This window comes from Marinilabilia rubra, from assembly GCF_003121985.1.
GTDB classification, from domain to species: domain Bacteria; phylum Bacteroidota; class Bacteroidia; order Bacteroidales; family Marinilabiliaceae; genus Marinilabilia; species Marinilabilia rubra.
This window is the reverse complement of sequence record NZ_QEWP01000022.1, coordinates 60577-75580: the sequence shown is the minus strand read 5'-3', so window position 1 is coordinate 75580 and position 15004 is coordinate 60577. Positions and strand designations below refer to the sequence as shown.

Here is a 15004-nt window from a genome sequence, read left to right as displayed (position 1 = left end):
TGTTAAATAAATCACAGCAAATATATGAAGAAAATTCGACTATCATCCCGAAAGGGGTGAGTTGCGTCTGCTTACCAATCTTCAAATCAAGCACTTAGGCTTTGTAAGCCTGACGGCTATGCCCTCCAGGGTAATGGGATGGCACCAATCGTTAAGGGATGAGGCCCTTGCAGGGCTTTAAAACTTTAACGCTTAAGGATTGCTGTTAATAGCCCCGAAGGGGTAACATCTGTTAACACAGGGGGGAAGCCCTGTGGTCGAGCACTACCACGAGACCTGAGCTCTGAAGGGGTACGATACAAAAACACAGGGTGAAGCCATGTGGTAGGCACCGCTTCCAGACCAGAGCCCTGCAAGGGCGTGATAGTTATGGTTACGCCCTTGCAGGGCTGAAGGGGAGTGGTTGCGTGGGGAGCGTTGGACTGCACCCATTGTTATTAGATAAGACCTTATATCAGGGCTGAAAGGCTGTTAGCCAAACCCCCTTCAAAGAACTATCAGACCCTTGATTTGAACTCAGGCGTTAACCTGGAATTCCCTGATAAATTTATCGAGGTTTTGATTGGGTTCTAAATTCAATTTTTTCCTCAAGCGGTAACGTGCCGTATCAACACTGCTGTTAGAGATATTTAGGAACTGAGCTATTTCGCTTGTGTTGGCATTGATGCGGATAAACGATATCAGGCGAATATCATGCGGTGTTAATTCTTCATATTGAGCAGAGATGCGTTGAATAAAATCCTGATGATCTTCGGAGAACAATTTATGAAACAGAAACTCTTTTTTCTCTTTATTAATCTCCTGGTCAATTTTGTTCACCCAGCGTGCCGCTGCGCTATTCTTCATTTGAGCCAAAGCACCTCTTACTTCAACTAAAAAAGAATTTTTATGACGAATGATTTCCGTAAATTGAAGAAGTTGTTGCTTTTTAGCTTGTACCTGTTCCTCTGCAGCCAGTTTTTTATATTGCTTATGCTTTAATCTTAATTTATGATTTTTTGCAGATTGTATTATTACTAAAGCAATCACTGCCAAAATAACGAACAAGATCCCCAGACGTAGATAATAATATCCTATGCCTTCAATTATTATGGGCAAAGAGGTCTTTCTTTCAATGGCCCCATTATAGCGACATTCCAGTTCAAAAGTATATTCCCGAGGTCTTAAATCACCATAAACAACCTGGGTTTGGGAGGACGACCATTCTGTCCATTCTTTATTATAAGGTAAAAGACGGTAGCGGTACTCAACATTGTGTTTTTCCTCTTTTGCAAATGACAGTGTTATGGTTTTAAATTGGCGGCTGGCAAGATTCAATGCTTTATTGGTATATGGGTAATAAATGGCTCGTGGTTTATTTCTGCCGGAATAAGTTATCTCAATTTTTGAAATAATGGGATCTCTTAAACTTTGACTATTATATCTATTATTGAGAGGCAGGATTTTCACTCCCCGATCGGTTGCAATGTAAAGCAACTTATCATGTATTTTCAAACATTCGAACTGCTCCAGAATATCGTTATTGACCTCACTCAGCAATTTATCGTGAATAACGGTTGAACCATCAGCCAGTTCTTCGATCATCTTTACCTCATTATTCTGAATATAAACGGCAATATTATTATCAGAAGATACCTCTAAAGCTGTTATTTCTTCTCCATTGATACTCTGCGTCAAAGCCATTCGACTTTCTGTAAAGCTCCCCTCTTCGTATTCAAATAAAGCATTGCCATCGTAAAAGAATAATCCATTATCAGTTGAAAAAACATCTTTCATGGTGGTTTTGGTCACAGCACAGGAATCATTCAGTATCCGAACACGGTAGACAATGCTATCAGCGCTTGCATCATGAACCCAGACACATTGATTGGCTTCATCATACTTAAGTTTGGGATTACCCCAAATCCCCAGATTCTGTCTTTCCTGAAATTCACCTCCGACTTCCTGCATCCAAAGTGTTCCTGTGTAAGCAGAAAACAGGTAATGGCTGGTATTACCAAATTGAGCCACATCCATTACTCCTGCACTATTGTAAACAAGTCGGGATTGATCGTCTTCAATCTTCATCAATCCATTGTTATGGCAGGCAAAGAGTCCGGAGGCAGATTCATTCAGTGCCCAGACTTGTCCCTGAGTGCCGTCAACAAGCGAAAAATCTGTTGATTCATAATTGGCATAAAGTCCCTTATTGGTTGCAACGTATGTTGTGTTGTCATTCATTAAAATGTCATAGGTTGCTCCCTTGCTAATGATGGTTTTTAACAAGCTCTCTTTGTTAATCTTTGCAATTCCATAATCCAGACCTGCCCACAAATTGCCATTGTTATCTACAGCCAGAGAAAGAACTGTATTATCAAGCAAACCATGGCGTTCCTGTATCTTTCTTTGAACAGAAACAGTTCCATCATCTGATTTTACGGGAATTATGCCTTCTAATATAGAGCCCAGAAAAAAGATATTTTCATCGTAGTGAGATGCAGAAAAACAACTCGTCTGTTCAGGCATAATTATTTCATTAAAATGGTCCCCATCATAGGAGTATACCTGCCCATTCATTAAGACAATTATAAGCTTCCTGTCATGCTCAAATAACACCCTTATTTCCTGGTTTTTCCCGGGAGCAAAAGGCTTAACAAATGAGAATCCATCAGACCTTAAAATTCCTAACCCCTTGTCAGTACTTATCGTCCATATTTCATTCTGCCACTTTCCTAATCCGGATATAGCATTGGGAAATGTGTATTGAACAAGGCTTTCTGTATTTATATTATATACAGAAATAGAACTATTTGATTGATAGAACACATTGTCGCCATTGGCTTCAATATTCCACACATTGCCATCAATATCAGAAAGATGGTGATATGTCAAATTACCAGTTTCATCATATTTAAAATAACCTATCCCATCACCGCCGCACCAGACTTTATCATCATAAATACAAATAGAACGTAATGATTGGCCAGAGGGGAGCTCATTTAATATCCACTGCCCGTAAATGTAACGAAGAAGTCCCGCATCATTTGCTATATACACCACATTATCGTCATCTACTTCAATATCCCAATTCTGTCTTCCCGCCTGGTAATCATTCTTATCGAATGTCGTTATATCCGGAACGTAGGTATAATTGACGGCATTGGAAATGCTTAAAGAACACAGAAAAATCGCAAGTAGTAAATTGTTTTTTAATCTCATAGTATTCAAAACACGGCTGTTTAGGAATCCGTCTTATTCCCCCCTTTTAATAAAGTTATTGCTGGTTTTCCATTACAAATGTAGGTAATAATTTTTTTTAAAGCGTGCATCTTCGATCACCCCTTACCTCCACTGCAGATTTACTATCGAATCTGCAAATATTGCCATTCTTACGCACACTAAGAAAGGTCATTCAAAACTGAATGACCTTTCTTAAATAATTAATAGCCAATAATTTACTCTGTAACTTCTTCCAGAATCAATTTGGATACACCATACTCTACACTTGTTGTTTCTACAGTAAGTGTACCGTCTTCATTCATATAAATCTTATCATTATTCCCTTCAATCAACTGCTTTTGAGCCAATACTACATCATCATAAGACATTTGGGAAAAATCTCTCATTTCAATATTGAAAACACAAAGGCCAGTTTCCTCACTTGTAATATCATCCGTATTTAAATCATCAGCAGCAAGAGGCGCAGCAATAACTCTACGAAACTGTGCTAAATAACTATTCAACTCACCCTCAGTCAATGATGTAAACAACTCAAATCCCCAAGGTTCGTTCAAATAAGTTAATACTTTGGATTCCAACTCCTCATCGGGAACATTCATTGCTATACCTGGCTTCAACAAATCTCCGTTAGCAGCAAATGATAAAACCATATTAAAGTTTTTTGCATGCTCGGCATCATTAATTCGAGTTTGTGCAACGGCGCCATTTTCAGTTTCTGAAGCTGCTACCATATCATCTGATGGCTGAAACTCTTTCAATGTCCATTGTTTAGAGGTTATTTCATCAAAGTTGGATGTAATAGTACCCAATAACTCTTCTGTTTGTTTTGCTTCCAACTCTTCAGGAGTTAACTCATCATCCTCAGAACATGAGGTAAAACCAATCATAGTGCCCAATAGTAAGGCGAAAAACACATTAACTTTTCTCATAATTGTAAAATTTAATTCAGGGGTCAACCTGGTTTATAAATAATTAATAATAATTCCTGTTATTCCTGGTAAGAGTAGGTTTTGAACCGTTTCTTCCGGTCTTCATTCTCTTTTTTTACGCCATACAAACCGGCAATTATATTGTCATCATCCACCTCCTTTATGCGGATGGATAATTTATATTTGCTTATCGCTTCAACCGGCACATTCAATGCCTGTACTTTGTATGTCCCGTAATTTTGCCCTGCCTTTATGGTCACCTCTTTTTGAAAGCTAAAGTGAGTTTCCACTTCTCCAAAGGTTTCATCCTCTACCAGTTCCAAAGTGACATTTATGTCATGATCCAGAACATGACTCAAAACCAGACTGTCTTTAAACACCCCGGCTTCAGGGGTATGATTACCCGTTTCATCTACTCCCAGGTGAATGACAGCCTGCTCTGAACTTAAGCTTACCAACGGATTCTCCTTGTAGACCTTCGATTCTTTTACGAGCTCATAAGGATTTTCACACCCCACAAAAACGTAAGCCAGCAAAAGGATTATAATTGTATGCTTCATACTGCTCTAATTGATATATGGGTTTGAGTTGGTCTCTTCCTTTGGGATTTCCCAGATATATAAAGGTGAGTTAGGTGCCAGTACTGTCCCATCCTGGCGTTCTACAACAATGTTCATTTCATCAGATAGCCGCTTTAGATCGTAAAAACGAAGCCCCTCGGCAAACAACTCCCGCCGGCGCTCTTCTAAAATGTCATCCATGGTGGGAACAGTTGTCAGTAACTCAGCGCCCCGTTTAGCTTTCAGGATATTCAGCACCCGCATGGCTTCCTCCGGATCGTCGGGCAAAACCGCTTCGGCATAAATTAAATATTGCTCAGCCAAACGAAAATGCTTGTAATGCAGATTACGATCCATCTGGTCGTTACGGTCATTAACAGGAATCACATGTTTGTAAGGCATTTGACCAGGACCGATATAAGAGGCCTCCTGCCGAACATCGCCAGGAGAAAAACTGTCCATTAGTTCTCCACTCAACCTCACTTTATTGGTTTCATACATTACGTGATAATCAATCAACTCAGCATCATCGGTATCGCTCAGGTCGTGTGTCATAAACAAGATCTCTTTGTTCAAAGAACCAAACTGATCTTCCCAAAGCATCCAGTAATTCTCCTTGTTTAACAATTCTGTATTGATAAAATGCGCCGAGGCAGATTTGGCCATTTCCAGGTCGTTGGTAAAAAGAGCTACCCTGGCACGTAATGCACGAACTGCATCCAACCCAAATTGATAGGCTTTATCATTAACCGATGGGGCGTATTCACTCTCAGTCAACAGCCGCTCTGCTTTTTCCAGATCAGAAAAGATCTGCTGATACACTTCTCCAAGCTTAGCCTTTCGCAGATACTCCAATTCTAATTTCAGCTTTAATGGTATACCCTCTTCGTTCCCGTTTTGTCCATTGTAATGAGGCGCATACAACTGAACAATATTAAACAGCGACCAGGCGCGCAGCCCCAGTGCCTGTGCATAAATCTGGTCAATCTTAGCCTGCTCGGCCTCATCGGCAGCCGGAACAATGAAATAATTATCTATCAATACATTTTCATTGGCAATCAAAAAGTATTGGTACTTCCATACAGACGGTTGGGGTTGTGTTTGGTAGTCCCAGTTATAAATATTGTAATTAGTGGGTGCGTAACCGGGTACAACAACCGAAAAGTCATCGGATGCGTAATCGGTAGTCTGCATGGTCATTACCGATGTCGTCATAGTCCGGAATACATTATTCAGAGCCATTTCGTATGATTCCACATCATTAAAAGCTTTTTCCTGCGACACCACATGCTTTGGCGTGATGTCCAACAATTCGCACGATGAGAAAAGAACCATACAACACAATACAACTGCTATATTTCGCTTCATACTCTGCTTTAAATTAAAAAGTAACATCCAATCCCATGGTAAAAGACCGCGGCAGCGGTTGACCAATACCCGTAATCTCTGGATCAATTCCGTCATAGCCGGTAATGGTTAGAAGATTATTGGCCTGCGCCGTAATCTTCAGGGCCGAAATCCCTTTTAGCTTTAGTTTTTCACTCAAATTGTAACGAACGATAATGTTCTTCCATCGGATATAAGAAGCATTCTCTACAAATAACGAGTTAACACTGGTATCAGAAAAGAATTTTGGATTGGGCAATGGTTTTTCATCCCCGGGTTTCAACCAGATATCGCTCATAAAGCCATCATAGGGCACCTCTCCGTTTTTCACATTCCGAATCATGCGTGCCTTGAGATTATTGTAATTAACCCCTCCCCAGGCATAGGTAAACAAGGTTGAAACCTCTAAATCGTCATAGTTGAAGATATGGGTTAAACCACCGGTAACCGGGTGCGTGTAAGTACCAAAACCGGTCATCTGAGGAGCCACCCCTCCGGCTACAATATTGCCGTTCTCATCATAATACAATGGCATGCCATTTACAGGATTCACACCCGCCCAATGTTTCACATAGGCAGAGTTAGTAGGTTCGCCCACTTTAAAATACCCTTCAGACCCTACTTTAATCTCATCCTGAAGGTATAAGTCAGTTATTTCATTATCATTATAGGCAAAGTTAAGGCTGGTGGTCCAGCGAAAATCATCCGTCCTGACAGCCACGGCACTCAATTGCACTTCAATGCCCCGATTACGTAACTGACCGATGTTACGCAACAAAGTAGAGTAGCCATTGGAAACCGGAATATCAACAGCAGCCAGCAAATCATCTGTGTTTTTGACGTATCCTTCAATGGTTCCGTAAATACGATGGCTGAACAGTCCAAAATCAAGAGCCAGACTCCACTGCCTGGCACGTTCGAACTTCAGGTCAGAATTCCAGAACTCCAGAAGGTTAACCACACGTTCTCCGCGATAAGTGTCACTATTGGTAAAGTCATAGAAGGGTAATCCCAGTGTCTGACGTATCCCACCAGAGTTGTAATTCACCCCGTACGAAGCCCGCAGTTTAAATTGATCGAAGAAATAAAACGGCTCAAACCAGTCTTCCTTCTGCACATTCCAGGCAGCCCCCACTCCCCAGGCAGGCACAAAGCGCTTGTCTTCGGGCAGGATAGATGAGCCATCGTAGCGGAATGAACCAGTCACATTATACTTTGAATTAAAGTTATAATTTCCGCGCATGTAGAACCCCAATAATGCATCGTAATACTTAGATGTGGAGATGGTTGCCTGTGGGTTGGCACCAATTTCAGGATCCACCTTTTCAGAGATGCCTCGGCTGGTAAAACCAAATCCCCAGCTCCTGGTATGAATGTACTCTGTTCCCCCGTTGAACGAAAGGGAATGGTTACCCATATGTTTGCTGTAATCCAGACTGATATTCCCCCGGGATGTTAATGCTTTGGATTCATTTTTACTGAAAACGCCCTCCCCCTTAACGAGACCGGCTTCTGCAACCATACGGTTGGGAAGCGTTATGATATTGTTTTCACCGTCATTGTAGGTGATTCCGGCCCTGGCATTCAAATTTAAACCTGTCGCGATAACCCAGCTCAAATTTGTATTCAAATCTAACCGCCAGGTGGTTAAATCAGTTGTACGGCTATTCAGTTCTTCAAAAGGATCTTCGAAATACTGAATAGAATTTTCCAAAGGATTTCTGGCAATGAAATCCTCGTCACTGGCTGTTTCGTATGGCTGTAAAGTATAGATAAGGCTGGCCGGAGAAGTATTATTCGATTTTGAACGTTGGCTGCGCCCCACCGATGAATCAAAACCAATTGAAACATCTTCATTTAGATTATGATCCAGGTTAAAACGTGTGGTGAAGCGGTTCGCCCCTGATGTTTCATAGCCCCCCTGCTCATCGTAATAGCTGGTGGATAAATAATAGCGGGTATCATTAGCTCCCCCCGACATACTTACCTGCAGGTCTTTCACCTGGGCCACGCGCGATAACTCTTTCAGCCAGTTTGTATTGACCGACTCCAGCTGCCGGTACCGTTTGTTTTTGATGTAGATTTCTTCTTCTGAATCATCCGGTTGGGGTGTATAAATGAAACCCAGGCCGGTAACAATTTCCAATTCGCGCTCCAGTGCCAGTTTTTCGGGAGATTGCATCAAACTGATCCCCCCCAGACCTGATATCGGTTTCACTGTATGCTGGTAACGAACATTGTAGGTAGTTTGCCCCACAATACCCCGCTTGGTTTTAATTTCAATTACACCGTTGGCACCACGTGTACCGTATTCAACAGTTGACAATCCATCTTTCAGCACCCGGATGTCCACAATGTCATCCGGATTAATGGTATTAAACACATCTGAAGAAATAGGCGTACCATTCAATATATACAGAGGTTCATTCGCCCGGTTGGCCGAAACCAACTCTGCATCATCCTTGGCACGGATGCCCAATGAGTTGTTTCCGCGAATACGGATGGTGGCTTTTTCACCGGGCTCTCCACTTGACTGAATAGCCAAACCCGCCACCTGTCCCTGAAGCAATTGATCAAACGAACCGGCAGGCGTTCCGGCAGAGAAAACTTTAGTGTCAATTTTTCCCACCGATCCTGTGATCGATCGCACATCTTTACGGTTTTCACCAAAGACCACTACCGCTTCTAAGTCATGCGAAACTGGTTCAAGCTGAACATCAATAATGGCCTTCTCTCCTACTTTGACTTCCTGCTTTTCATAACCGATGTATGAAAACTGCAAAACACTTTCAGGAACTAACCCTCCAAAACTATAATGTCCCTCATAGTTGGTGATCACTCCGGAGCTGGTATTTTTCAGGATAACAGTTACCCCAATTAAGCTCTCTCCTGTTTGCGCATCAGTAACAATACCTTGTACCGTACGCGATTCCTGAGCTTTCAAAGGAAAACTCCCAAAGCCCAGAACACTGACAACAAGCACAACGAGAGATATTTTTGTTTTTATAGCATTCATTGTATGATTCAAAATTTTTTAGCGGTTGACAAAACCCTATCAGTTATGTGGACTCAGAATAAATTCCAAATGATTCTTTTGGTCTAAATATTTTCGCGCCAACTTCTGCAATTGCTTTCCTGTCACATTTTGTATTTGGTTCTCATACTTTTCAAAGTCCTTTTCATCTTCACCTCGTGTCCATTGATCTTCAAGCAATTTTCGCCAATAGCCATTGGTATTTAATGAACTCTCACGGTTTTTGAGCCACGCTTTTTTTACCTTTTCAAGGTTCTCTTCAGAAATGCCACCCTGCATTATCTCTACCTCCTTTAAAGCAGCCTGAAGCAATGTGTCCAGATTGGCCGGAGAACAAGTGAAATAAATATCCATCCTGTAACTATTGTATGGCCTTTGTAATATTACTGAGGAGGCAAACGGGGAGTAAACTCCGCCAATTTCCTCACGCAGTTTTTTATTTAACCTGATCGTCAAAACATCACTCAGTAATCCCATCTCAATGCGGGCCTTTTGGGTGTTCGGATATTCTCCGGTAAACCGCATTAAAACCTTGGTCTTTTCCACCCTGTTTCTTGGGAAAATGTATTGGTGTTCGCCCTTGGGAGGACGTATACCATGATCTACAAATTTGGTTTCAATTTTTTCACCCGGGAGACTCCCGAGATATTTAGATAAGAGAGGTTTTACTGAATCCACATCAAAACTTCCCACCATAAAAAAACGCGTACCATAAGCAGATTTAAAGCGCGATTTATAAAAACCCATCGCCTTATCAAGACTTAGATCATCTAATTTTTCCGGCGAGAGCAAAGTAGCGGTACGAGGGCTATTTTGCATCATAACTTTATTTATCTCATCGGTAAAATAGGAATCAGGATTATTAAATGCATTCTTGTTGTATTCTTTCTTATTATCGATGAAACGCTCAAATTGGGCTTCATCTTTTCGGGGAGCCGTATAGGTAAGATAAGTTAATTGCAATAACGTTTCAAAATCATCTTTTGATGAAAATCCGGACACTCCTTCTGTGTATCGATGAATGTAAGGCGACACATAAACCTGCTTTCCCGATGTAAGTCTCTCTAATTCCAAAGCACTGAATTTCGACAATCCTCCCTGGCTCACCAAAACCGATGCCATTGACGCATTATCAAAATTATCAGGCCTAGCCAATGAATAGCCACCATCCCGTATTGATGAAAAACGTATCTCATCACTTTTAAATTTCGTGGGTTTCATAGCAACACTCACCCCATTGGCAAACTCAATGGTTGTGATTCCCATTTTCTCAGAATACGATTCCCGTTTTATCTTTCCGGAAACGGGAGTATCGGCAATTAAAGGTCCATGAACTTCAATGTCTTTGAAACGGGACAATGTTTGGGAGGTTACACTTTTTATGGCTCCCAATAACTCATCTTCTGTGGGAACATCTGTATCCTCAGGAGTCGTTACAAGTATCACACGATTTCGCTGGGATTGGTCGATATATTCGTTCACCAGGTTTTGAATATCAGACAATGTGATTTCATCAATAACCTTATGTACAAAATCCTTATTAAACGATATACCGGCATATTCTTCACCATAAATAATGTGATTAGAAATAGCCTCCATTATTTGTTTTGAGGTTTGCGTATCTTCCTCCCTGGCCATTCGCTCAAAATCATTGTATAAAATATCTTTCTTGCGATCCAGTTCTGGTTGCGTAAAACCATGTTTTTTGATTCTTAACAATTCGCGCATTAAGCCCTGCGTCCCTTCAATAATCTGATCACTTTTGGTAGTGACCAACGAAACATAACGATCTGTTTTCCCTGAAGCACTTGCTGCATATGATTGGGCATACATAAAAGGAGCCTCTTTTCGTTGTGCAATATCGCTGAGTCGTTGATTGACCATATAGGTGTAGATAAGATTCACCACACTTCGCTTAAGATCTGCCAGCGTTTTTTCATCCCGGTGAGGAAACTTACGTATCATCTTTACCGATGTGCTGGTAATCTCTTTATCTTTTATGATTTTAACAAATGTGGAATCATGGGAAGGAACAGTGTAGAATTTACGTTCAGGTGCGTTTTCCGGATTTTCCAAAGGTCCAAACACTGAATTAATTCGTTTTTCGATGTCTTCCTCATCAAAATCACCCACAACAATAAGACTAGCTAAATCGGGACGGTACCACGACCGGTAGAATTTTCGCAACTCTTCATCATTTCCTTGTTTGGTCACCACATCCATTAACCCAATGGGACGGCGATGAAGATACCGTGAGTTATGGTAAAGAAGAGGATACATAGCATCCTTTAAACGCTGGTTAAGTCCTATTGTAGTGCGCCACTCTTCCAATATAATATTTCGCTCATTATCGATGGCTTCAGTACTCAGGGTTAAACCTGAAAGTATATCGCCAAAAAACAAAAATGCTTTATCTAATGTTTGTTTTTTACCATCGGGCAAAGGAAGCATATAAACCGTTTCATCATATCCGGTGTATGCATTCACATCGGCACCAAATTCCACTCCGATAGATTGCAAATAATCAATCAAAGAATTTTCGGGAAAATGCTTACTTCCATTAAATACCATGTGCTCAAGAAAATGAGCAAATCCCCGTTGGGCCTCTGTTTCCTGAATCGATCCGGCTTTGATAACCAACCGCATTCGAATTTGATTCTCAGGTAAAGCATTATTTTGCAGATAATAAGTAAATCCATTCGGCAAAGTTTTCTTTACCAATTTGGGATTTAATGGAATCGGAGCCTGACTGTCTATTTGCGCCTGCCCCATCAAAGGCACCAGGCCGATCAAACAAAATATAATAATTTGAAATACTTTCTTCATAAATCACAACATCTTATAGCAGGCAAGATTAATTGATCCGGAAGTTTTTTACAAAGACAGTCGGGTGAAGTGGTAATTTGTTGTAGTGAAATTGTAAATTGGATCAGTCAGTGACTCGTTAAAAAGATACAACCACACACCTCCTTAATTTATGACCGGGATAGATGCAATAAACTGACCATTTTCCTTTTTAAATGTACACTCTTTCTCGGTGATAAGTGTATAGCGGATATTCAGATTGTTTAACCCTTTCCCGTTGGTTTCCACTAAAGCAACTTTGGGGCGTAATTCATTGATCACAAAAATACGACCTTCTGTTACCTTTATTGTAATAACCAATGGGTCTTTCTCAGTAGCAATGTTGTGTTTGATGCAGTTTTCGACTAATAACTGTAAAGAAACCGGCAGAACCTTACTGTCAAAATAATCCGATAAATTATTAATCTCTAACCGGATAGACGAATTCATCCGCAAATTAATAACATCAACATAGGTTTGTGTAAATCCAAGCTCGTCGCGCAAAGTAACCATCTGCTCTCCCTCTGTGCGTAACTGATACCGGTATAAATGTGACAAATTGGAGAGCATTTTCCGGGCTATTTCATCATCCTTACTAAGCAAGGCCTTTACAGTACCTAAGGAATTAAACATGAAATGGGAGTTTAGCCCGGATCGTAACAGTTCAAGTTTAACAGAAATTGTCTCACTTTTCTGTTTTTCGTGCTTCAGCAATAAATTCAGGTTCTCTTGTTCGGCAGAAGATCTTAACAAAAATTCCCGTTTCCAATGCAGTATCCCAAACATCAGTATTCCAAGAAGTGTGCTCAAGAAAAACAGAAACAGTAGAACCATATTTCGTTCCTGCCTTACAATCATATCTTTGACTTCAAATCCCGGCGATACACTTGAAACTATCCACTCATCTCCTCTGAAAGGCATTGAGCTGTACTCTATGTATACCGGCATTTGCAAATAGTCAGATTGCGCCAGGTGTAACTTATCAAACTGTTCGTAATTATACTTTTCATTATTGAATAAATAACCAGGCAAAGGATAATGTTTGCCAACTTTTTCAATTTCGGGATGATAAACACACTGCTGATATTGGTTAATTACCACCTGATAAACAGAAGTGTAAACATTATCCCGGATAAATTTTTCATGCAACCGGTACAAATCAATTATAATGCCCCGGGCATATTGAGCGTCATATCGCCCGGAATCACCGCCCACAAATAAGTAGCGTTCTTTTAAAACGGAGGCTTGACGACCGTCCTCGTCCTCTGGTTGCAGTAAACTCCTCATGTCAGGTAATGGAACCTCCAAACTATCTTCATGTATTTCCCAAAGCTGGTTATGCAACATAGCACCAACCGCTACAATAGTGCTGTCCATTTCTAATATGGTTTCCATATTCCCCCGAAGACCAGTATCAATGTTATTAGCCTCATTCCATTCATAATCTAATGCCTCCAGGACACGATCATAACTTTTGTAATAATAATTCAGGAACTTTTGATACCCTTTGGTACTTGCATGAATTAACGACTGGCTGTCATGATTATATTGCTGGTGCATTTGTTGTCTGATCCCGTAGGTCCCCAAAGAAAAAACAACGACTAAAATTACTAATGCAACGACATTCCTTTTATTGAACAATATTCTATACATCAGCTTAAAATCCATTTTTTAAATGCCTTACTTCTGGAATAACTGACCACAATATCATCTCCAAGGTCCTCTGTCATTTTTATAATCAACCTGCTTCGACTTATTGTCTTAATCTCATTTACGAAATGTTTATTAATAAAATACTGTCGGTTGGCACGAAAAAAAAGATTAGGATCTAACTCATCCTCCAATTGTGTCAGGGTGGCCTCATAGAAAAATTTCTTACCATCCTGAGTGATGGCACACACGTATCTGTCGTCTGCCATAAAGCAAATAATCTTATCTACCGACACGGGCTTTTGGATATTTCCGCGGGATAAAATCAGTCGATTTAAATAGACTTTGGCAGGAGTCGCAGATGAATCCCCAGACAATTGATCTATTAAATGATTTAAAGCAGCAGGATGCAACCGGCTTTGCCTGAACTTATCCAAAACTTTTCGGAGGTCCTCACTTTCTATAGGTTTCAGTAAGTAACCTATACTATTGGTCTCAAAAGCCTTGATTGCATATTGATCATAAGCAGTGGTAAAAACAACAGGAATGGTAATATCAAGTTTTTTGAAGATGGTAAAAGAATTGCCATCGGTTAATTCAATATCTGAAAATATTAAATCGCAGTGATTGTAACTTAACCATTCAATACTGTCAGCAACATTACTCAGATACTTTATGACCTTTATTGAGGGATCAATAGCTGCCAGCTCTTTATGCAAGGCTTCAGCCAATAATGTTTCATCTTCTATTATTATTACTTCCATTAGCCCTGTTTCCTAACCCGGCTGCAAAAATAGTAAATATATGATACCAATATCCAATGAGCCATTACAATGGCCAAATGTAAAGCAAAGATGCCTGCGACAATGCCTGATAAGACATCTTTTCTAAGTTGATTCTTATCAATTCCTGATTTAGAATGGTAAAAAACTTTGGTTTAAAAATATTGTTCATTCTCAATTATTGCTTCTAAAAAATTGGTTTAAAAAACAGACCTAAAAAAGTTACGCCCTTCCAGGGCTTTAGATTTGTTAGTTACTTCTTTGCGATGGGCTGTCACCCATCGTTGTTGTATTCAGCCTTCAGGGATTAAAAGCATACCCGTATTCCTTTACTCTTGTATATAAGTAAACTGTTAATCAAAAAAACAAAATTTCCATCACCACACCAATCTCGAAGTATTTCAATACTCCTTCGATTGGGCGGCTTCTAAATTTTGCCCTTTTGACTTTTTCAGCAGCCCCTTCACATTATCCAGCGCTGAAGTGAGCTTTTCCCTAATTTTCTAAATCTTCAGCGAATTCTCCAATTCCATATGTTTCAGGAAAATATTATGGATAATCTTAAAAATGGCCGCGGCATTATCCTTTTTACATTCAATG

The 15004-nt window shown here is 40.3% G+C and carries 8 protein-coding genes; all 8 read right to left on the bottom strand.

Going from position 1 to position 15004, the window contains the following annotated elements; translation table 11 throughout:
• Nucleotides 1-516: 516 nt before the first annotated feature.
• Nucleotides 517-3198, bottom strand: a complete 2682-nt coding sequence (locus DDZ16_RS18425; RefSeq protein WP_109265956.1) for a triple tyrosine motif-containing protein — start codon at nucleotides 3196-3198, stop codon at nucleotides 517-519.
• A gap of 236 nt (nucleotides 3199-3434) precedes the next feature.
• Nucleotides 3435-4148, bottom strand: coding sequence for a hypothetical protein (locus tag DDZ16_RS18420; protein WP_146192263.1), 714 nt, complete (start codon nucleotides 4146-4148; stop codon nucleotides 3435-3437).
• Between the two features lie 59 nt (nucleotides 4149-4207).
• Complete coding sequence (locus DDZ16_RS18415; RefSeq protein WP_109265954.1) at nucleotides 4208-4708, bottom strand: hypothetical protein; 501 nt, start codon at nucleotides 4706-4708, stop codon at nucleotides 4208-4210.
• A 6-nt stretch (nucleotides 4709-4714) separates the two neighbouring features.
• Nucleotides 4715-6076 (bottom strand): RagB/SusD family nutrient uptake outer membrane protein, encoded by a 1362-nt coding sequence (locus tag DDZ16_RS18410; protein ID WP_158275705.1) that lies wholly within the window; start codon nucleotides 6074-6076, stop codon nucleotides 4715-4717.
• 13 nt (nucleotides 6077-6089) lie between these two features.
• Nucleotides 6090-9110, bottom strand: coding sequence for a SusC/RagA family TonB-linked outer membrane protein (locus tag DDZ16_RS18405; protein ID WP_109265952.1), 3021 nt, complete (start codon nucleotides 9108-9110; stop codon nucleotides 6090-6092).
• Between the two features lie 39 nt (nucleotides 9111-9149).
• Nucleotides 9150-11954, bottom strand: coding sequence for a M16 family metallopeptidase (locus DDZ16_RS18400; protein ID WP_109265951.1), 2805 nt, complete (start codon nucleotides 11952-11954; stop codon nucleotides 9150-9152).
• 144 nt (nucleotides 11955-12098) lie between these two features.
• The gene (locus DDZ16_RS18395; RefSeq protein WP_158275704.1) at nucleotides 12099-13625 is read right to left on the bottom strand and encodes a sensor histidine kinase; all 1527 of its coding nucleotides are present in this window, start codon (nucleotides 13623-13625) and stop codon (nucleotides 12099-12101) included.
• Complete coding sequence (locus tag DDZ16_RS18390) at nucleotides 13625-14386, bottom strand: LytR/AlgR family response regulator transcription factor (protein ID WP_109265949.1); 762 nt, start codon at nucleotides 14384-14386, stop codon at nucleotides 13625-13627. Before DDZ16_RS18390 ends, DDZ16_RS18395 begins: the two co-directional genes overlap by 1 nt.
• Between the last annotated feature and the right edge of the window lie 618 nt (nucleotides 14387-15004).

Excerpts from the sequence above, each read along its gene's own strand:
- DDZ16_RS18420 (WP_146192263.1), bottom strand. The coding sequence starts at position 4,148 with ATGAGAAAAGTTAATGTGTTTTTCGCCTTACTATTGGGCACTATGATT.
- DDZ16_RS18410 (WP_158275705.1), bottom strand. The coding sequence starts at position 6,076 with ATGAAGCGAAATATAGCAGTTGTATTGTGTTGTATGGTTCTTTTCTCA.
- DDZ16_RS18390 (WP_109265949.1), bottom strand. The coding sequence starts at position 14,386 with ATGGAAGTAATAATAATAGAAGATGAAACATTATTGGCTGAAGCCTTG.
- DDZ16_RS18395 (WP_158275704.1), bottom strand. The coding sequence starts at position 13,625 with ATGTATAGAATATTGTTCAATAAAAGGAATGTCGTTGCATTAGTAATT.
- DDZ16_RS18400 (WP_109265951.1), bottom strand. The coding sequence starts at position 11,954 with ATGAAGAAAGTATTTCAAATTATTATATTTTGTTTGATCGGCCTGGTG.
- DDZ16_RS18405 (WP_109265952.1), bottom strand. The coding sequence starts at position 9,110 with ATGAATGCTATAAAAACAAAAATATCTCTCGTTGTGCTTGTTGTCAGT.
- DDZ16_RS18415 (WP_109265954.1), bottom strand. The coding sequence starts at position 4,708 with ATGAAGCATACAATTATAATCCTTTTGCTGGCTTACGTTTTTGTGGGG.
- DDZ16_RS18425 (WP_109265956.1), bottom strand. The coding sequence starts at position 3,198 with ATGAGATTAAAAAACAATTTACTACTTGCGATTTTTCTGTGTTCTTTA.